This window comes from Paenibacillus sp. FSL K6-1230 (genome assembly GCF_038002385.1).
GTDB classification, from domain to species: Bacteria; Bacillota; Bacilli; order Paenibacillales; family Paenibacillaceae; genus Paenibacillus; species Paenibacillus massiliensis.
In genome coordinates this window covers 3,538,163-3,557,709 of record NZ_JBBOCK010000001.1, presented here as the reverse complement: position 1 = coordinate 3,557,709, position 19,547 = coordinate 3,538,163, and the positions used below count along the sequence as shown (strand labels likewise).

At 48.9% G+C, this 19,547-nt stretch carries 19 protein-coding genes; all 19 read left to right on the top strand.

Annotation, left to right across the window (positions count from 1 at the left end; genetic code table 11):
• The first annotated feature begins 17 nt into the window (after positions 1 to 17).
• Entirely contained in the window at positions 18 to 902 is an 885-nt protein-coding gene (panB, locus tag MKX74_RS15560) for a 3-methyl-2-oxobutanoate hydroxymethyltransferase (RefSeq protein WP_341179059.1), read from the top strand.
• The gene (gene panC / locus MKX74_RS15555; protein WP_341179058.1) at positions 899 to 1,804 is read left to right on the top strand and encodes a pantoate--beta-alanine ligase; all 906 of its coding nucleotides are present in this window, start codon (positions 899 to 901) and stop codon (positions 1,802 to 1,804) included. The genes panB and panC overlap by 4 nt, the downstream gene beginning before the upstream one ends.
• A complete protein-coding gene (panD, locus tag MKX74_RS15550) occupies positions 1,797 to 2,180 on the top strand; it encodes an aspartate 1-decarboxylase (protein WP_018886206.1) in 384 nt (127 codons plus the stop codon). The genes panC and panD overlap by 8 nt, the downstream gene beginning before the upstream one ends.
• Before the next feature lie 121 nt (positions 2,181 to 2,301).
• Entirely contained in the window at positions 2,302 to 2,937 is a 636-nt protein-coding gene (locus MKX74_RS15545; protein ID WP_341179057.1) for a hypothetical protein, read from the top strand.
• A 169-nt stretch (positions 2,938 to 3,106) separates the two neighbouring features.
• Positions 3,107 to 5,968: an ATP-dependent DNA helicase DinG gene (gene dinG, locus MKX74_RS15540; RefSeq protein ID WP_341179056.1), complete on the top strand. Its 2,862-nt coding sequence runs from the start codon at positions 3,107 to 3,109 to the stop codon at positions 5,966 to 5,968.
• A gap of 58 nt (positions 5,969 to 6,026) precedes the next feature.
• Positions 6,027 to 6,680 (top strand): redox-sensing transcriptional repressor Rex, encoded by a 654-nt coding sequence (locus MKX74_RS15535; protein WP_018886203.1) that lies wholly within the window; start codon positions 6,027 to 6,029, stop codon positions 6,678 to 6,680.
• A complete protein-coding gene (locus tag MKX74_RS15530) occupies positions 6,667 to 7,968 on the top strand; it encodes an amidohydrolase (RefSeq protein WP_341179055.1) in 1,302 nt (433 codons plus the stop codon). Before MKX74_RS15535 ends, MKX74_RS15530 begins: the two co-directional genes overlap by 14 nt.
• Before the next feature lie 30 nt (positions 7,969 to 7,998).
• Complete coding sequence (locus tag MKX74_RS15525) at positions 7,999 to 8,520, top strand: cell wall elongation regulator TseB-like domain-containing protein (protein ID WP_341179054.1); 522 nt, start codon at positions 7,999 to 8,001, stop codon at positions 8,518 to 8,520.
• A gap of 515 nt (positions 8,521 to 9,035) precedes the next feature.
• Positions 9,036 to 9,563, top strand: coding sequence for a hypothetical protein (locus MKX74_RS15520; RefSeq protein WP_341179053.1), 528 nt, complete (start codon positions 9,036 to 9,038; stop codon positions 9,561 to 9,563).
• Complete coding sequence (locus tag MKX74_RS15515; protein WP_341179052.1) at positions 9,556 to 11,058, top strand: AAA family ATPase; 1,503 nt, start codon at positions 9,556 to 9,558, stop codon at positions 11,056 to 11,058. The genes MKX74_RS15520 and MKX74_RS15515 overlap by 8 nt, the downstream gene beginning before the upstream one ends.
• 137 nt (positions 11,059 to 11,195) lie before the next feature.
• Positions 11,196 to 12,068 carry a 3-hydroxyacyl-CoA dehydrogenase family protein gene (locus MKX74_RS15510; protein WP_025677815.1) on the top strand — a complete coding sequence of 291 codons (873 nt, stop codon included), beginning with the start codon at positions 11,196 to 11,198 and terminating at the stop codon, positions 12,066 to 12,068.
• Positions 12,065 to 13,258 carry an acetate/propionate family kinase gene (locus MKX74_RS15505; RefSeq protein ID WP_341179051.1) on the top strand — a complete coding sequence of 398 codons (1,194 nt, stop codon included), beginning with the start codon at positions 12,065 to 12,067 and terminating at the stop codon, positions 13,256 to 13,258. The genes MKX74_RS15510 and MKX74_RS15505 overlap by 4 nt, the downstream gene beginning before the upstream one ends.
• Positions 13,259 to 13,418: 160 nt before the next feature.
• Positions 13,419 to 14,714, top strand: coding sequence for an asparagine--tRNA ligase (asnS, locus tag MKX74_RS15500; RefSeq protein WP_018886196.1), 1,296 nt, complete (start codon positions 13,419 to 13,421; stop codon positions 14,712 to 14,714).
• Between the two features lie 3 nt (positions 14,715 to 14,717).
• A complete protein-coding gene (locus MKX74_RS15495) occupies positions 14,718 to 15,437 on the top strand; it encodes a DnaD domain protein (RefSeq protein ID WP_018886195.1) in 720 nt (239 codons plus the stop codon).
• A gap of 269 nt (positions 15,438 to 15,706) precedes the next feature.
• Positions 15,707 to 16,258 (top strand): RNA polymerase sigma factor, encoded by a 552-nt coding sequence (locus MKX74_RS15490; RefSeq protein ID WP_341179050.1) that lies wholly within the window; start codon positions 15,707 to 15,709, stop codon positions 16,256 to 16,258.
• Complete coding sequence (locus MKX74_RS15485; RefSeq protein WP_341179049.1) at positions 16,255 to 16,914, top strand: hypothetical protein; 660 nt, start codon at positions 16,255 to 16,257, stop codon at positions 16,912 to 16,914. The genes MKX74_RS15490 and MKX74_RS15485 overlap by 4 nt, the downstream gene beginning before the upstream one ends.
• A 69-nt stretch (positions 16,915 to 16,983) precedes the next feature.
• Positions 16,984 to 18,216 carry a multi-tm2 domain protein gene (locus MKX74_RS15480; RefSeq protein ID WP_341179048.1) on the top strand — a complete coding sequence of 411 codons (1,233 nt, stop codon included), beginning with the start codon at positions 16,984 to 16,986 and terminating at the stop codon, positions 18,214 to 18,216.
• Positions 18,217 to 18,454: 238 nt separating this feature from the next.
• Complete coding sequence (locus MKX74_RS15475; RefSeq protein ID WP_341180591.1) at positions 18,455 to 19,069, top strand: flavin reductase family protein; 615 nt, start codon at positions 18,455 to 18,457, stop codon at positions 19,067 to 19,069.
• A gap of 302 nt (positions 19,070 to 19,371) precedes the next feature.
• Positions 19,372 to 19,530: a DUF3024 domain-containing protein gene (locus tag MKX74_RS28230; protein ID WP_445667323.1), complete on the top strand. Its 159-nt coding sequence runs from the start codon at positions 19,372 to 19,374 to the stop codon at positions 19,528 to 19,530.
• The last annotated feature ends 17 nt before the right edge of the window (positions 19,531 to 19,547 follow it).

Sequence of the window (19,547 nt, the reverse complement as noted above, 5' to 3'; positions counted from 1 at the left end):
AAGGGAGCAACAAAACAATGGCAGCACAACCACTGAATATTGTGAAGATGAAAAAAATGAAGCAGGATGGAATTCCGCTGAGCATGATTACAGCCTATGATTATCCTTCCGCGAGGCTTGCGGAAGAGGCCGCCGTCGATATCATTCTCGTAGGTGACTCATTAGGGAATGTCGTGCTGGGCTACGATTCCACCATTCCGGTGACACTCGACGATATGGTCTACCATACGCGCGCTGTGGCACGTGGAGCTGAACATACATTTATTGTCGCAGATATGCCTTTTATGACCTATCACAGCGGTATAACAGAAGCGCTGCAGGGGATCCGCAGACTAATGCAGGAAGGACATGCCCATGCGATCAAGCTGGAGGGCGGCGCGGAGATTGCGGACACGGTTCGTGCTACGGTACAGGCAGGAGTTCCTGTGCTTGGACATATCGGTCTGACACCACAGTCCGTAAATCAGATTGGCGGCTATCGTATTCAAGGCAAGGATGCTGCGGATGCTGAGCGTCTGATGCGAGATGCCAAGGCTCTGGAAGAGGCTGGTGCCTTCGGTATTGTACTGGAACTCGTAACTGAAGAAGTAGCGGCTGCCATTACATCAGAGTTGAAAATTCCGACCATTGGAATCGGTGCAGGCCGAGACTGCGACGGGCAGGTGCTTGTGTACCACGATGTCCTCAAATATACGTCCGATTATATGCCTAAGCGTTTCGTGAAGACTTACGGCGACATTGGCGAGCAGATCAAGCAAAGTATTGGGCAATATGTAAATGAAGTCAAAAATCGGAGCTTTCCAGCCAAGGAGCATGTATTTACGGCTGATGACAGCGTAGTTCAAGCACTCTACGGTAAAGTAGCGAGCGAGAAGACTCCAGAGAAGGTGAGCAGCAAATGAGGATTGTAAAGGATGTTCAGGAATTACGCCGTCTGCTAAGTGAGCTTCGCCGTCCTAACGGAGCAGCAGTGCAAGAGCGCAGCGTAGGCTTCGTCCCAACGATGGGCTACTTGCATGAGGGGCATGCCAGCCTGATGAGAGCTGCCAAAGAGCAGTCGGATATTGTGGTGATCAGCATATTTGTGAATCCCATTCAGTTCGGGCCTAATGAAGACTTTGACAGCTATCCGCGGGATGAGCGACGCGACGCTGCTCTCGCAGAGCGTGAAGGCGTAGATATTCTGTTTATGCCGACTGTAGATACAATGTATCCTCAGCCTACTCGTACGAAAATTCGGGTAAGCGACCTGACAGACCGCCTCTGCGGGGCTTCCAGACCAGGTCATTTTGACGGCGTGACCACGGTTGTTGCCAAGCTATTCAACATGGTACAGCCTGACAAAGCCTTCTTTGGTATGAAGGATGCGCAGCAGGTGGCCGTGCTCCAGCAAATGGTGCTGGATCTCAACATGAACGTAACTATTGTGCCGTGTCCAATTGTCAGAGAGGGTGATGGACTGGCGCTAAGCTCCAGAAACGTCTATCTGAGCCCGGAGGAACGTTCTCAGGCGCTTGCGCTATCCAAGGCTCTTCGCACCGCCCAAGAGGCTGTAACAGAGCATGAAGCTTCGACAGTCGGGGAGCTTGATGCAATATTGCGTCAGACGATTAATCAATCACCATTAGCACGGATTGATTATGTTGAAATTTTGACTTTCCCGTCTCTTCAACCACTGGATCTAACGCAGCGATTGGAACAAATTGAGGAAGAAGTTATTATGGCGCTTGCCGTTCATTTTGGCCGTACTCGCCTGATTGACAATATGAGATTACAAAAAGCGGAGGTTCTGTCCCATGTATAGAACGATGATGAAGTCCAAGATTCATCGGGCAACGGTCACGGAAGCCAATCTGAATTATGTTGGCAGCATAACAATAGATGAGACGCTGATGGAGCAGGCTGATCTGCTGGAGAACGAGAAGGTCCAGATTGTGAACAACAATAACGGTGCCAGATTGGAGACTTACGTCATCCGTGGTCCCAAGGACAGTGGCGTCATTTGCCTGAATGGTGCAGCAGCTCGATTGGTTCAGCCTGGAGATAATGTCATTATTATATCTTATGCCAGTATGAGCAATGAAGAAGCCAAATCATACCAACCAACGGTAGTATTCGTTGATGATAAGAACCGTGCTGTACAGACCATGCATGAGGAAGTACACGCTACCATCATGTAACAGCAGAGGGGCGGATGAAACGAGGGCTTTGGGCGAAAAATGTGAGTACACGTCGCCGATCTGCATCTGGTCACCTTACGACGTGAATTCCATCATCTTGTGAAGGGTGGCGTGCATAGGTATGTTCAAGCATGTATTCGCAGAGATGAACGACATGTTAGATGAAATCATGAAATATTACCCTTCTGCCCAAGGCCCTCGAAAGGAAGAATTGATGTATAAATGGGGGCTGCTGCGTCGGATGAGCGACTCCATGATTGATCAATGGCTAGCATTTGAAGAGAAGATGAGTGATATGCGTGCAGTACAGCAGCAGCACAACGCTGGTCCTGTACATTCGGATGTGGATGCCTATCCAGAGTTAACGCTTGATGCGTGTACTCGTGGCATCGGATATTTCCGTCTGACGATGTACAGGGAGGCAGCGGAGCAATTTGGCCAGGTGCTTGCTGTATACCCACAAAGTCTGATGGCACATATGTACAGAGCTATATCTAATTTGTATAACGACTATTTCCAGGAGGCTGCTAGTGGGCTTCGTCAGGCGTTGGAGCTTACCAGCGATGCAAAGACAAAGGCTGTCCTTTATAACGCACTCGGCTGTGCAGAGACCAAGAGCTCCAATGTCGAGGCAGCTCTGCAATACTTCAAACTGGCCTTAAATTATGATCCTTCTCTGCAAGAGGCGCTTCAGAATATGGAAGCATGCCGAACCAACTCCGATCTTTTACGCTTTGGCGAACCTTTCCATGCCTGATTTTCTTTGAATCTGAACCATTAAGGGCGATGCCTTGCATCGCTCTATTTTGTTGTTGCCTGTTCAATAGCTCAAACTTTTGGTATGCTTATCGAACCATAGTCCATTCCGATGTATACTAATTATGGGTGGAAAGAAAATTCATTTGATGGAAGGGATTAAGGTTGAAATGAAATTTGCAGTATTGGATTTTGAGACGACAGGAACCCAGTCCACGGATGATATCATTCAAGTCGGGCTTGCTATTATAGATCATGATTTAAGCATCTCCCAAATATACGGTTCTTATGTAAATCCGGGAAAGCCGATTCCACCATTCATTACGGGCTTAACTGGCATCACAGATGAAGATGTAGCCAATGCCCCGCAGCTTGAAGATATGATGGTTGAGCTGGTTCCATTATTAAATGATACGGTGCTGGTCGGGCACAATGTGGCCTTTGACTTCAATTTTTTACAAAGTGCGCTTGATCGCTGTGGTTATTTGCCTTACCAAGGACGTATTCTGGATACAATGGATTTCCTGAAGATCTTCTTTCCGTCATTGGGCTCGTATCAGTTGGGGTATGTATCCTCGGAATTTGGTCTCGTGCATGACAGGCCACATCAGGCCGACAGTGATGCGCAGGCAACCGCCGAGGTATTCATTAAGTGTCTAGAGGATCTGCAGGCGCTGCCGCTCATTACGATTCAGCGACTGTGTGAGCTGTTCCAAAATGAGGACAGTGATCTTAGCTGGTTTTTTGAAGGCGTACGTGAACAGCGTGAACGCGAGACAGATCAGGATCTGAACGGTTATAGCTTCTATCGTCAGCTCGCACTCAAGGTTGAGGACTGGACAGACATAACGACACCTAGAGACCCTGAGGAAGCTAGTCCCCTCAGCGGTGTGACTTTTGAGGAATTTCTGGAAGGCGTGCAGGAGCGTATGCGGTCCACCTTGAAGCAATATGAGGAGAGAGAAGCGCAGAACCAGATGTTCGCTACTGTGATGGAGGCCCTTCAGAAGGATAAGCATTTGTTGATTGAGGCAGGTACAGGTACGGGGAAATCTCTCGGTTATCTTCTGCCAGCCTTATATCAGAGTGTGAAGACAGGCCAGAAGGTGACTGTTAGCACGCATACAATCAACTTGCAGGAGCAGCTTCGTGAGCGTGATATTCCCTTGCTGACACAGGTTATGGACTTTCCGTTCCGGGCTGCGATATTCAAAGGACGTGGGCATTATTTGTGTCTGCGGAAGTTTGAACATAAAATAAATAAGAGAGAGTTCGCGACACCCAAGGAGGACCTGATCACAGCTGCACAGATGATTGTCTGGCTCACGATGACGGAGACCGGCGATGATGAAGAGCTGAACCTTAGCAGTCGAGGAGGGGACTTCTGGGAGACGGTAGCAAGTGATTCGGATTCCTGTCTTGGCCGATCCTGTCCTTGGTTCCGTAAATGCTTCTACCATCGTGCTCGCCACGAAGCAGGTACAGCAGATGTCATCGTAACGAACCACTCCAAGCTCTTCACGGATGTGAAGGCCAGTCATCAGCTGTTGCCCAGCTATGAGCATCTGATCATTGATGAAGCGCACCATTTGGAAGAGGTAGCAGGCAAGCACCTGGGACTTCATATGAAATATTTCACATTTATTCATCCGTTGACCCGACTATTCAAGGATAGTAAGACAGGTCAATTGCCAGCGCTACGGCAAATGCTGAATCAATCCGGTATGGAACAGGCCACTGGCTGGTCTTCCACGATTGACAGCATGTATGGTGAGGCTGTGGAGGCGAAGGAAGCATGGGATAAGCTGAGCGAGATGCTATTCGCAATGCTGCCTGAGCGCTCGGATGCCTCGCCGGGAGAGAGTGGGCAATTCTCGTCACGCCTGAAGCCATCTGACAAGCCCAAGGGCTGGTCAGATGCTGGGGCACTGGAGCAGCAGATCTATTTGATCCTCGGCGAGCTCATTCGTCAAGGAGACAGGCTACTACAGGAAGTGGAGGATGAGCTGGAGGATTTCGGCACAGAGAGCCTCATGATTGATCTGAAGGGACTGTTCAAGGATCTGGCTGGCTTCCGTGAGAATCTACGCTTCTTCATGAAAATGGAGGATGAGACTACGGTATACTGGCTGGAGGCAAGCGGTCAGTTCCGCAGTAAATCCCTGCAATTTTATGCAGTTCCGGTGGATGTCAGTCGTCAGCTGAAGGAGATGTTTTTTGATAAGAAGAGCAGTGTGGTATTAACTTCTGCGACACTCTCGGTCGACAAATCCTTTCAGTACATGATAGACCAATTAGGGCTACAGGAAGCGGCTGACACCGGCAGGCTTCTTACGTCGATGCTGCCATCTCCTTTCAATTACAGAGAGCAGGCACTTCTCGTCATCCCACGGGATTTTCCAAGTGTCAAGGGTAGCATCGGTGATGAGTTGTTCGTAAGTACGCTGGTGCAGTCCCTGAGTAAGGCAGCTCAGGCAACCAAAGGAAGAATGCTTGTGCTGTTCACTTCCTATCGTATGCTTCGGCAGGTGCATGAGCCGCTCAAAGAATCGCTGGCAGCCAGTGACATTACGGTGCTCGGTCAGGGTGTAGACAGTGGAAGTCGTTCGAGGTTAACTCGCAGATTTCAGGAGGCCAAGTCGGCCGTATTGCTAGGTACAAGCAGCTTCTGGGAAGGGGTCGATATTCCTGGGGATGCACTGACCTGCCTTGCCATCGTTCGTCTGCCATTCCAGCCGCCCAATCAGCCGTTATTGGAGGCCAAGAGTGAGCTGCTGCGTCAGCAGAACAAGAATCCATTCATGCAGCTATCCGTGCCGCAGGCTGTCATACGGTTCAAGCAGGGCTTTGGTCGTCTGGTCAGAACAGGACAGGATCGTGGCGTGGTCATTCTCTATGATACGCGAGTGCTGGAGTCATATTACGGGAAGCATTTCCTGTATTCACTTCCAGGACCCAAGATGGAGCATATGCCAACTACGCAGATGGTTCCGCGAATCGCGGATTGGCTTCATGAGCCGGTACAAGGATAAATTTTGTTCAAATTAGAATGTAAAGTTATACAGACCGTTGTGACTAGGAGGAGCAAGTATGAAATCGGATAAAATCTCGGAAGCCGTCGTTCGTAGGCTCCCTGTTTACCTAAGATATTTGAATGAGCTGCAAAAGCGTGAAATCTCTACGGTGTCCTCGCAGGAACTGGGCCAGAAGCTGGATCTGAATCCGGCCCAGATCCGCAAGGATCTTGCGTATTTTGGTGACTTTGGACGAAAGGGCATTGGCTATGATGTCACCTATCTGATTGAGATTATTCGTCATATACTCAAAATCGATCAGCAGATTAACGTAGCTTTGGTTGGGGCAGGTAATCTCGGGCAAGCGTTGTCCAACTATAATGCATATCTGAAGGACAATATGAAGATTGTAGCCGTATTCGATGCTCTACCTACCAAGGTTGGAACGAAGATTAACACGCTGCAGGTACAGCCTATGGAAGAGCTGAAGGAGACGGTTGAGCGGCTAAATATCCGAATCGGGATTATTACTGTGCCGGATTTTGAAGCACAACGTGTTGCTGATCTGATGATTGACAGCGGCATCGAAGCTATCCTGAACTTTGCGCCTACGATCCTCAAGGCTCCACGGCACATTCGTATTCACGCGACAGATTTTACGACAGATTTGCTGAGCCTGGCTTATTATTTGGAGGATGGAAAGGAAGAGAAGGAACATGACAAGCAATAAATGGATGATCAAAAACGGACATTTTGCAGTGAACGGGCAAGATGCTGGTGTCATTGAAGGCTGTATGATTATAGAGGATAGCCGAATTACATATATCGGACCGACCATCCCCGATGGAGAAGAGAATACTCCTGTTGTCGATGGCAAAGGCCTGCTGTTCCTTCCTGGACTTGTGAATACACATGGTCATGCGGCTATGTCGTTGCTGCGTGGTTATGGAGATGATATGGTGCTACAACAATGGCTGCAGGAAAAAATGTGGCCCATGGAGGGGAAATTCACCTCTACGGATGTATATTGGGGTACCTCCCTGTCGGTGCTTGAGATGCTTAAGGGAGGTACGACGACATTCCTGGACATGTATGATCACATGGATGAGGTCGCCAAAGTCGCTGAGCAGTCCGGTATTCGTGCCTGTCTGATGCGTGGAGCCATCGGTCTATGTTCAGAGGAAGAGCAGCGGATGAAGCTTAATGAAGCGGTTGCTTTTGCAAAAAATTGGCATGGCAAGGCGGACGGACGCATTACAACGATGATGTCTCCGCACTCTCCTTATACATGTCCACCAGCCTTCATCGAGCAGTTCGTTCAGGCTGCTCATGATCTGAACCTTCCGCTCCACACACACATGTCAGAGACGCTCGCAGAAGTAGAGCAGAATGTAAGAGAGTATGGTGCACGTCCAGTAGAGCATCTTCAGAAGCTTGGTTTCTTCTCCAGACCATCGCTGGTCGCCCATGCTGTTCATTTGAACGACGAGGAGGTTCAGGTGCTTGCACAGTATGACGTGGGTGTGTCTCACAATCCAGGCAGCAACCTGAAGCTGGCAAGCGGTGTAGCCAGAGTGCCAGATCTACTTCGTGCAGGCGTCAAGGTGTCCTTGGGCACGGACGGACCAGCCAGCAATAACAATCTGGATATGTTCGAGGAAATGCGTCTGGCTGCGCTTATTCATAAAGGTGTGTCTGGCGATCCTACAGCCGTACCGGCAGCTGAGGCGTTGCGGATGACGACAGAGTACGGTGCAGTTTCGATTGGGCTGAAGGAAGTAGGAGTCTTGGCAGCGGGCAACAAGGCAGACTTTATTGCGCTGGACATGGATCAGCCACATTTCCTGCCTCGTACGGATCTCATCTCGCATGCAGTCTATTCTGCGAGTGCCAAGGACGTTGTGCATGTGTGGGTAGATGGCAAGCAAGTGCTTAAGGATGGAAGCTGCCTCACACTGGATGAGGAGCGAATTCGTTATGAAGCCCAGGCAGCGTTCGAGGGGCTGCTGGCGCGCTAATCTATTTTTTATCCGGAAAGGAAGTTCGGGTTGAAGAACAAGAGGAAATGGCTCACAGGCATCATTCTGGTCCTGCTGTGGCTGTTCGCAGGCATCTATGCTTATTACTCCTATGTTACACAGGACCAGCGTGTCGAGCGCAATGCAGCAGTGGAGAAGGCACGGCAGGATGCGAAGATCGTGTCTGTAAATAATTCATGGAAATCTGTCTGGGATTCCATCTACTGGGTCGTTGAGGGCACGAATGCCGACAGTCAGCAGGTGATGGTATGGGTTCCATTCGAGCCGGTGGAGAACGCACCTGATACGGTAAAACAGGATGCTTCCGTCCATACCGAGCTATTGAATGAGGGTATAAATGAGGATCAAATGCGGGCGCGGATCGAGAGTGATCTGCCGAATGTGGATATCATTAGCCTCCGGCCTGGCGTGTACGACAATCAATATGTATGGCAGCTCATGTACCGGGAGAACGACAGCTATCGCTACCGATTCTATCGCTTTCAGGACGGAGCTGAGGTGGGGCAAGGATATACGCTTCCAGGCAAATAGTCAGGTAAGCATTCGTTGTCAAATGGATGAACAGAGTCTTATGTAGCGAACGAGCTAATTGGAATGGAAGAGCCTACCATACTGTACGGAGTAGAGTTGTTTCAGAAAATCTTGAGATTTTCTGGGGCAACTCTTTTTCTATTTGCTCCATTTTAAGAGATTCACATTTAAATTTTGAAAAATAGACATACTTTGCTTTTAGCTAATTGATATATCGTGTGATATACTCTAGTATATACTAATGCTGCACTTGTTTGAGAGACAAGAGTTATGATTGCTTGTTTTTTGTTGTTATGCGTTGTTATCAGAACTTAAAAATCACAGTCGGAGCTATGCAAATAGAAGAGTCTATAGGATGTGCTTGGAAGATGCTGATGGAAGAGGAGTGGTCGTATCGCTGACATAGTCTACTGTTATGTGCAGTCTGTGTGTAGAGATGCAGAGTCGTCCAGCCATACTGTATACTTAGTAGAAATAGAAATGAATCTTGTATTACCTGAGAGGAGGACGTTAATTTGAAACTTCGCATTGTACCTATAGCGCTGGCAGCAGTACTATCCGCTTCCGTATTGTTCGGTGGCTGGTTTCTGTATCGCCAAGTAGCTGTGCACCAACCACTGCAGAAGATTGTTACCCAATACCCTGGTGTAACAAGTGCTCAAGTAGATATTAACCAATCCGAGGTCACCTTGAAACTTGATCTTGAACCCGATACAGATGTTCGTGGACTCGTTCAGGCTGTGAAGGAGGACGGCAGCTCTGTGCTCGGGAGCAAGCGACTGAAGTTGGACATTAAGGATCATTCGGACCAGGAGCTGGACAAGCTGTGGTCTCAAGCGATGTTCCCTATTGCAGAAGCTATGGATAGCAAGAGATATACGGATATTCCTGCAACCATTAACGGACTGCAGCAGGGTATGATCAAGGCTGACACCAATATGGATGATACGAACGTCTACATTCGTCTGCAAAATGGTGAAGCCAGTAAATATATCATTTTACCTCGTGAATCGCAGAAGATAGGGGTGTGGCCGAATGCCTAGATGGGTGAAGGAGACGTTGATTGGTACCGTTCCCGTAGTGCTTATATTTCTGATTTTTATCGGAATTAATATATTCCCTCTGCTCCTGGCAGGAGCGCTCGTTGGAGGATTGCTATTGATGCTTCACATGCGTGGGGGGATTGCTGTAGGGGCTGCTCAGGATAAGAAACGCAAGCAAGCTGGTCCTGCGAAGCTGACCTTCGAGGAGATCGGTGGTCAGGAGAGCGCCAAGCAGGAGCTTCGCGAGGCGCTGGATTTTCTGGTGCGTCATGAGGAAATATCCCGCTTCGGCATTCGTCCACTTAAAGGGATATTGCTGACGGGGCCTCCGGGAACAGGGAAGACGCTGATGGCCAAGGCTGCAGCACAGTATACGAACTCTGTGTTTGTCGCGGCTTCAGGTAGTGAATTTGTTGAGATGTATGTCGGTGTCGGTGCTGGCCGGATTCGGGATCTATTCCGCGAAGCACGCAACCGTGCCGCCAAAGACAAGAAGGATAGTGCCATTATCTTTATCGACGAGATTGATGTTATTGGAGGCAAGCGTGAGGGGGGTCAGCAAAGGGAGTACGATCAGACGCTGAACCAGCTTCTTACGGAAATGGATGGGATTTATTCCTCCGAGACGCCGCGGATCTTGCTCATAGCTGCTACGAACCGTAAGGAAATGCTGGACAGCGCCCTGCTGAGACCTGGTCGTTTCGACCGTCATATTCAGGTGGATCTACCTGACAAGAAGGGCAGACAGCATATTCTGGAGCTGCATGCGAAGAACAAGCCAATCAAGGAGAATGTGGATCTCAGCAGAATTGCAGAGGAGGCCTACGGCTTCTCCGGTGCGCAGCTGGAAAGTGTTATGAACGAGGCGGCGATCTATGCGATGCGGCAAAATGAGGCGGTCATTGACCAGCAGCATTTGTCCATGGCGATTGACAAGGTTATGATGGGTGAGAAAACAGATCGGGAATCGACCGCAGAGGAGAAGAAGCGGGTTGCTATCCATGAGCTGGGCCACGCAATTATGGCCGAGATTGTACGTCCCGGCAGCGTGAAGCAGGTGGCGCTGAGTCCACGTGGTAAAGCCTTGGGATATGTCCGTCATAATCCGCAGCAGGAGCATTACCTGTACACAAAGGCATTTCTGGAGGAGCAGATTATGATCTCGCTAGCTGGAGCGGCAGCAGAGGAGATGTACTACGGTGGTCGTAGCACAGGCTCCAGCAATGATTTTGAGCAAGCGATCCAGATCGTTCAGACGATGATGACCTCAGGACTGACTTCGTTAGGGATTATTAATATGGAAATGATGACCAAGCAGGAGCTTATGCGTGAGAATAGTGAAATTCTGAACGCTCTTCATACAAGAACATTGGAGCTACTGGAGCAGCATCGGCCAATATTCGACAATTCTCTTGACATTCTGATGCGTGAAGAAGTTCTCAATGGGGAGCAATTCAGATGTCAATTTCGTGAAAATACCCTTCTACCAGCATAATTTTTTTATGCTGGTTATTTTTTTTTACTTTTGTTCCGTGCTAAGATATTATTATCTATTGGGTCTTACAAATGTATTTTTCGACATGGAAGGATACAATATACGATATAGGCCTTGAAAGGATGGAGCAGAAGACCATGCAATTTAAAAAAATCGGCGTCATTGGTGGCGGTACTATGGGTCAAGGCATTTCCGAAATGCTGGCAGCCAAAGGTATTGATGTATTGCTGCTTGAGAAAACTACAGAGCGACTGGAACATGCCTACAGCATGATTGAGACAAGTCTGGACAAGCAACTGGAGAAGTGGGCAATTACCCAGGCGGAGAAGAAGCTGATTCTGTCCCGCATTCAGAAGATTACACATCTGGCTGAACTGAGCAGCTGTGATATGGTTATTGAGACCATTACAGAGGATCTGGAAGCCAAGAAGGTCGTCTTCAAGGAGCTGGACCATGTATGTCCTAGTCACATCATCCTGGCAAGTAACACTTCTACGCTGAGCTTGACTGAGCTTGCAAGTGTAACGGAATATCCAGAACGCGTTATTGGCATGCACTTTATATATCCTGTATCCCGCATTGATCTGGTTGAGATTATCCGTGGTCTGAAGACTTCGGACGGGATTTTTGAACATACGAAGTATTTCGTTGAGACATTGCTTGAGAAAAACGGCGTCATGGTATATGAATCTCCGGGGTTTGTAACCAGCCGGATTATTTGCTTGCTTATTAACGAAGCAACTCATGTCCTGCAAGAGGGCGTTGCCTCTGCTCAGGATATTGATGACGCAATGCGCATCGGCTACAGCTTCCAACACGGTCCACTGGAGATGGCAGACCGCTTCGGTCTTGATTCCGTACTTGCAGCATTGGAGCGTATGTTCCGTGAATTCGGCGAGCTGAAGTACAGACCTTCCGTCGTACTCAAGAAGATGGTGAGAGCTGGAAATCTGGGCGTTAAGACAGGAGAAGGCTTCTTCAAGTATGACAAGGATGGTGACCGTATATGAAAATTCTAGTAATCAATGCAGGTAGCTCCTCGCTTAAATATCAATTGTACGACATGACAGATGAATCCGTATTGGCGAAAGGTCTGGTTGAGCGGATCGGTATGGATTCTTCTATTCTGACCCATAAGCCGACTGGCAAAAATGAACTTACTGAGGTCAGTGAGATTCTGGAGCATACGACTGCAATCCGTAAGGTACTGCACGCACTCACTAGTGAAGAATATGGCGTAATCGCTAATATTGATGAGATCGATGCGGTTGGCCATCGTGTAGTGCATGGTGGAGAGGCATTTAAGGAGTCTGCTCTCGTGACAGATGAGGCGAAGAAGGAGATCCGTCGTCTGTTTGACTTGGCTCCACTGCACAATCCGCCATCCATGCTGGGAATCAACGCTGCAGAGTCGAATATGCCAGGTATTCCACAGGTGGTTGTATTTGATACAGCCTTCCATCAGACGATGCCTGAAAAAGCCTATATGTACGCGATCCCAAGAGTGTTGTACAATAAATACAAGGTGCGCCGTTATGGAGCACACGGAACATCCCATGACTACGTGAGCAAGGAAGCGGCTAAGTTCATCGGCCGTCCGCTTGAGGATCTGAAGATCATCACTTGCCACATCGGTAATGGAGCAAGTATTACAGCAGTTAAAGGCGGGGATTCCGTCGATACCTCTATGGGTATGACTCCGCTTGAAGGTCTGATGATGGGTACACGTAGTGGTGACCTGGACCCTGCGATCGTTCCTTATGTCATGAATAAGGAAGAGTTAACTGTCAATGAAGTGAACTCCATGCTGAATAAGCATAGCGGATTGCTTGCCATCTCAGGAATCAGCAGTGACATGCGTGAGATCACGGATGGCGTAGAGAAGGGCGACGCGAACTCCATTCTGGCATTTGACATGTATACGTACCGTGTACGCAAATACATCGGTTCCTATGCAGCAGCTATGAACGGCGTTGATGTCATCGTGTTCACAGCGGGTGTCGGGGAGAACTCTGCTATACTTCGTAAGAGAGTGCTGGAGGAGCTTACCTTCCTGGGTATTGAGCTCGATGAATCCCTGAACAACATTCGCTCCGGAGAGCCACGCCGTATTACTACAGCGAACTCCAAAGTAGAGGTACTGGTTGTCCCTACGAATGAAGAGCTGGTTATCGCACGTGATACATTCCGTCTGGTTTAGGAAATATACGGTATACGAAGCATGAAGATCAAGTGGCTCCTGTCCTTGTCAACGGGCAGGGCTGCTTTTCAAGAAAACCTACCTCTTTCACGCAGTCTGTCTTCCTTGGAAAGGCTGCGAGAGAGGTTTTCTTATTTTCGGTTATGAGGAGAGATAGACAATGACGTTAAAGAGTACAATTTCGGAAGTGGGCCGTCATGTAGGCGAGACGGTACGCGTTGGTGCATGGGTACATAACAAGCGCTCCAGCGGCAAAATTCAATTTTTGCAGCTTCGTGACGGAAGCGGCTACATTCAAGGTGTAGTTGTGAAGAGTGAAGTACCTGAGCAGGTATGGGATGATGCCAAACGCTTGACCCAAGAGAGCTCCTTGTATGTGACAGGTATTATTCGCGAAGAGCCGCGTAGCAAATCCGGCTACGAGATGACGGTTACGGGCGTTGAGATCATTCATATTACAGAGGATTATCCGATTACACCGAAGGAGCATGGTGTAGACTTCCTCATGGATCACAGACATCTGTGGCTGCGTGCGCCGAAGCAGCGCGCGATCATGATCATCCGTGCAGAGATTATCCGGGCTGTGCAGCAGTTCTTTGACGGAAATGGATTCACGAAGGTGGACCCACCGATTCTTACTCCGTCTTCTGCAGAGGGAACGACAGAGCTGTTCCATATCAAATACTTTGATGAAGATGCATTCCTGACACAAAGTGGCCAGCTGTACATGGAGGCTGCAGCCATGGCACTGGGTAAGGTCTACTCCTTCGGTCCGACCTTCCGTGCTGAGAAATCCAAGACACGTCGTCACTTGATTGAATTCTGGATGATTGAGCCAGAGATGGCCTTCGTTGGGCTTGAAGAAAGCCTGGAAATCCAGGAGCAATTCGTAAGTCATGTCGTTCAGTCGGTGCTCAAGAATTGTCGTCCTGAGCTTGAGACCCTGGGACGTGATATCTCCAAGCTGGAGAATATCCAAGGTGAATTCCCGCGCATTACTTATGATGAGGCTATTGAATTCCTGCAAGGACAGGGTTTTGATATTCCTTGGGGGGAAGACTTTGGTGCTCCGCATGAGACAGCCATTGCCGAGAAATACGACAAGCCGGTATTCATTACCCATTATCCGGCTGCGATCAAAGCTTTCTACATGAAGCCTGATCCGAATCGTCCAGAAGTCGTGCTGTGTGCCGATATGATCGCTCCAGAGGGCTATGGCGAGATTATTGGTGGTTCCCAGCGTATAGATGATCCGAAGCTGATGGATGAGCGTTTTGCAGAGCATAATCTTGCACGCGAAGCTTACCAATGGTATATGGATCTGCGTACTTATGGTACGGTGCCGCATTCGGGCTTCGGCTTGGGTCTGGAACGGACAGTAGCTTGGATCTGCGGTCTGGAGCATGTGCGTGAGACAATTGCCTTCCCGCGGATGCTATACCGCCTGTACCCATAATTGATGATGAACTATGGACCGCACGGACAACAGGATAAGCAGTCTGCATGGGTAGAAGGCGCAGCGCTCGTGCTGGAGGACGGAACGGTTCAGATTCCCCATGCACTACTGCGTTATTACCGTAGCCTGCGTCTACTGGATACGGAGGCCATGCTGCTGCTACAGCTGATGGCCTTCCGCCAGCAGGAGCATAATGAGTTCCCGACACTCGACGAGCTTCAGAGTCGTATGGGATTAACGGCTGACGGGATTGGTAAGCTGCTGCAGAAGCTGATCCACGAAGGCTGGATTAGCATTGATAGCGTGGCTTATGAAGGCTCAGACGTACAATATGAGCGTTATAACCTGGCAGGGGTATACCATAAGCTTGCTACCTATCTCTACAACGAACAGCAGCGTAAGAGACCTACAAAGGACTCAACCGAGCTTGATGACCTGTTTACAGCGGGTGCACACGAAGGTGAACGTAATCTGTTCACGATTTTCGAGAAGGAGTTCGGCCGACCACTGTCTCCGATGGAATACGAGACTATTGGCGGCTGGATAGATCATGATCAATATCCTGAAGAGCTGATTTTGCTAGCATTGAAGGAGGCGGTCTTTACTGGTAAAGTACATTTCCGCTACATTGATCGCATTCTGCTCGAATGGAATCGCAATCGAATTCGTACACCGGAGGATGCCAAGGCCTATGCCCAGAAGTTCAGAGGCGGAGGTCGCTGAAGCATCAGAGGCTAGTGCTGATCTAGAAAAACGCCTATCGGACGTACGTTCACAAAAGACATACCGTGTTTAGCTGAAGTCTTTCGTGCGATAGTCGAATGGATCAGTTCCGCTGAAAATTTATAATAGTACTATGATCTAAAATAAGCTTACAGGCCGACCGGTATTCCACGAAGGAATGTCTGGTCGGTCTTTTTTTAACAAAAATCATACATAATGCAGGGGTACACGCATCAGGGAGCGTCTATCTATAAGGGAAGGGGGAGAGGATGATTGAAGTAGAAGATATGATTGACCGGATTCGTGAAGGGGACCGTACGGCCTTCAGGGAACTGGTGCATCATTTTAGCAGACATGTGTACCATGTGACCTATTCCGTGCTGCATGATGAGAAGGAAGCCGAGGATGCAGCTCAGGAAGTATTTGTCCAAGTCTTTGTCTCTCTCTCCCAATACCGAGACGAAGGCTTCAAGACTTGGCTTACCCGTATCGCGGTACGTAAAGCAATTGATACCAAGCGCAAACGAAGTCGCAGACCTGCAGAGCTGGTGGACCCTCTTGAAGGCTGGGATCAGCTTCTTACAGATGACGAAGATATTTTGGCGACAGTGCTTCAGAAGGAGAGAATGACCGAATTCGCAGCGAGGATTGCTGCCCTGCCTCATCAGCACAAGGAGATTATCACGGCGTTTTACATAGAGGGTAAGAGCTATGAGCAGATGGCAAAGGAAATGCAGGTTGCCACGAAGACGATAGAATCGCGCTTATACAGGGCCAGACAGTGGATACGTGCGAACTGGACAGAGGAGGAGTGGGCATGAGCGATCAATACAAGACATCAGCAGACGACTGGAAAAGCTATATTCAGGGGCAAGCATCAGCGAAGGAGGAAGATCGTCTCGAGAGCATGCTCATGGATCAGGAAGAAGTGGTGACAGCCTACCTGAGGCAGCTAGAGCAGGAAGCGGATGTGCTGCCAGAGTTGGGCGATATCACCGCCTTTGCGGATCGAATAATGGCTAGCCTACCAGCTACCACAGACATGGTGGGAACTGAGGGCACTGGGCACCTGCCTGAGACTCCTCTCTATGTTGAGAAAGCGTCCACGGCTATCGGACTGGTCCAAGCTGCAGTACTGGACGAAACTACTGGCATGGCCGACAAGTACGAATTTATGACGGTTCAGAAGCAGGCTAAGGTTATTGAGACCACGTGGACCACCGAGATCACTGAGATGACTAAGATCTCTGAGGTCATTCCGCGTCACGAAAGGGGGAAGCGCTGGTATCACCGAAAATGGGCTCATTACGCCATCGCAGCCAGTATTACACTGATATGCTCCTATACCGGGGCCTTTGATCAGCTTTCCCCCGCAGAGTCACTGCGCGTACAGTCTGATTTTCACACAGCTGAATCGGTTAGTGAAGAAGTCATGAAGGCTGCGACAGGCTGGCTGGACCGCGTGCAGGGTCGTTAAAAGATACCCCTGAATCTTAGTAAATGCTGAGATAAGAGGATAAGATAATGAATAAGGAGGAATATCGCAATGCCAACGTCGGAGCGTAGCCGCTTGCTAGCATTTTTGTTGAATGTGATTCCTGGCTTGGGCTTTTTATACTGGAATCGTAGACTGGCAGCTTTTATCTACTTTAGTCTGACGATGTCAGGCTTGGGAGGCGGTGTCTTCCTATCACTTGTAGCAAATGATGGGGGTTATTTTCTAGCAGCACTGATAGCACTGTTCTTACTATGGTGCCTCTGCATGCTACATATGTTAATTGTGTTATTGACCTACAAGCCAGGGAGCGCTATGAATCAGCATCCACCTTATTACGGGTCTGCGTATCCTGTTGGTGCTGGCCCAGAGTATGGTCCTTACACAGCAGATGAGATGCTGCACACTGTAGGGGATCAAAATGGGGTTCAAGGTATGCAAGCTGTACCGATGTCCCCGCCTTACTCTCATAACCATCATGGAGGAGACCATGAACGCTTGATTACGATCTTGCTGTCATTCATTCCTGGTCTGGGGCATTTTTACCTCGGGCTGATGCAAAGAGGTCTGTCCTTCCTTTTGGCATTTTTTGGGCTGGGGGCCATGCTGCTATTCATTGATAGTCTGATGGCTTATACCGATGGTTTTCTGGCTTTTCTCGTATTGATGCCAGTGATTTGGCTGTATTCGATGTTTGATGCGGTCAAGCTGGTCCATATGAAGCTAAGCGGAGAAGTATTGAACGATCAGACGGTGTTTGAGGATTTGAATCAGGGTCGCCGTGATGGTAAGCGTAGCAAGATTCTGGGCATGATCCTTTCCGTACTGCCAGGAGCAGGACATATGTACCTAGGTCTGCAAAAGCGTGGTCTGCATCTTATGGTGCTGTTTCTGGGCGGAATTTACGTGCTGGATGTCCTGCGATTGTCCGTTTTCCTGTTCCTCATCCCGATCGTATGGTGCTATAGCTTCTTTGATAGCTTGCAGTTGATTAGTCGATATGGGAGTGAGAAGCTAGAAGATCGGCCCATATTCGAAGGTTGGCAGTTGTATCGGCACTGGATTGGTGCAAGTCTCTTGTTACTTGGGCTGTATTATATCCTGACAAATGCAGTTGTTCCTTCCCTCGACATACGCTTTCCCGAATGGAGACTATCGGATCGCATCGACAGGCATTTGAAGACCCTTATCGTCTCAATCTTGCTCATAGTTGGTGGAATCAAGCTGTTACAGAAGCAGAGCGGCGGCTCTACGGATAAGCCTCGCCGTACGTCCAGTCGATAGAGCGTCTGTGCCTGGCAGTTGTTTGAATCAAGCAAGTATGCGAGGTCACCATGGGACAGACAGGCACGATCTCTCGTAATGCTCTCCTCGTCCACTCGTCATTCTCTTTCCTTTCAATCGGTGGCCACTCATTAGCCACTCATCAACATCACGCAATGTCCAATCGAATCGTGGTATGTTACACTGTGGATAATGCTCATACTACAAGCGGATTGAACGAAGGAGAGATACAATGTCGATGATTGCGATTGATCCGGTCACATTGACCGATCGTGAAAATTATAAGCTACTTACAGGAAGCATCATTCCAAGGCCCGTAGCCTGGGTGACAACGCTCTCCAGCACGGGTGTGGTGAATGCTGCTCCATTCAGCTATTTCTCTATCGTCTCCTCAGATCCGCCACTCATCTCTGTCTCTGTTCAGCGAGTACAGGGGGTGTCCAAGGATACGGCTAGAAACGCAATAGAGCGCGAAGAATGGGTCGTCCACATCACTGACGAGGACAATGTGGAGGCTGCTAACCGCACAGCCGCGCCGCTGCAGCCCGACGAGAGCGAGGTAGAGGCAGCGGGTCTGGAGACGATTCCAAGCAGAGCCATTCAGGTACCGGGGCTCAAGCAGGCCAAAATTCGAATGGAATGTGTCCTGGAGCAGGCTATTGCGCTTGGAGGCACGCCGGAGCTGCCAGCCTGTGATCTCCTGATCGGTCGCGTGGTACAGTATCACTTGTCCACGGACGTCTATCAGAACACCTACATTCAGGCCAAAGCGCTGGCGCCCGTCAGTCGTTTGGCTGGCAATGCATATGCCAAGCTGGGAGAGACATTTTCGCTGGACCGCCCTGTAAAGTGATAATGTAGCATTCCCATTACCATGAGATAGATCTAGACACCTTCAAGAACTACTTCCATATCGTAAGATGTGGAGGACAGATTGGAGGTGTTTTTGTGTTGGCCACAAGACTGGGTATCTCATTGCACCAAAATGAAGGCCACTGCAATGAGGAGGGCGGGTATTTCTGTGAGTTTATGATGTAGGAACCGTGTGTTCAGTGGGTCGGCACTAATGGAGAGATTGACAAAGAGGAAGAGGAATTGTACGAATAACTAATCGTAATAATTACTAATAAAGTTAAGAGGGATTAAAATGAGAATATTGAAGTTAAAATTCCTCCAGAGGTTCGTTCCTCTTTACGATTAAAGTATGAGTGGGATGAGGGAAAACTAACTTTATTTGAGGAACGATCGTATTCTAACGGGCGAGAATGGATCAGATCAGCTATCGTACAGTTTCGTATGGAATTAAAAAAATAAATGGAAAATGCATAGCG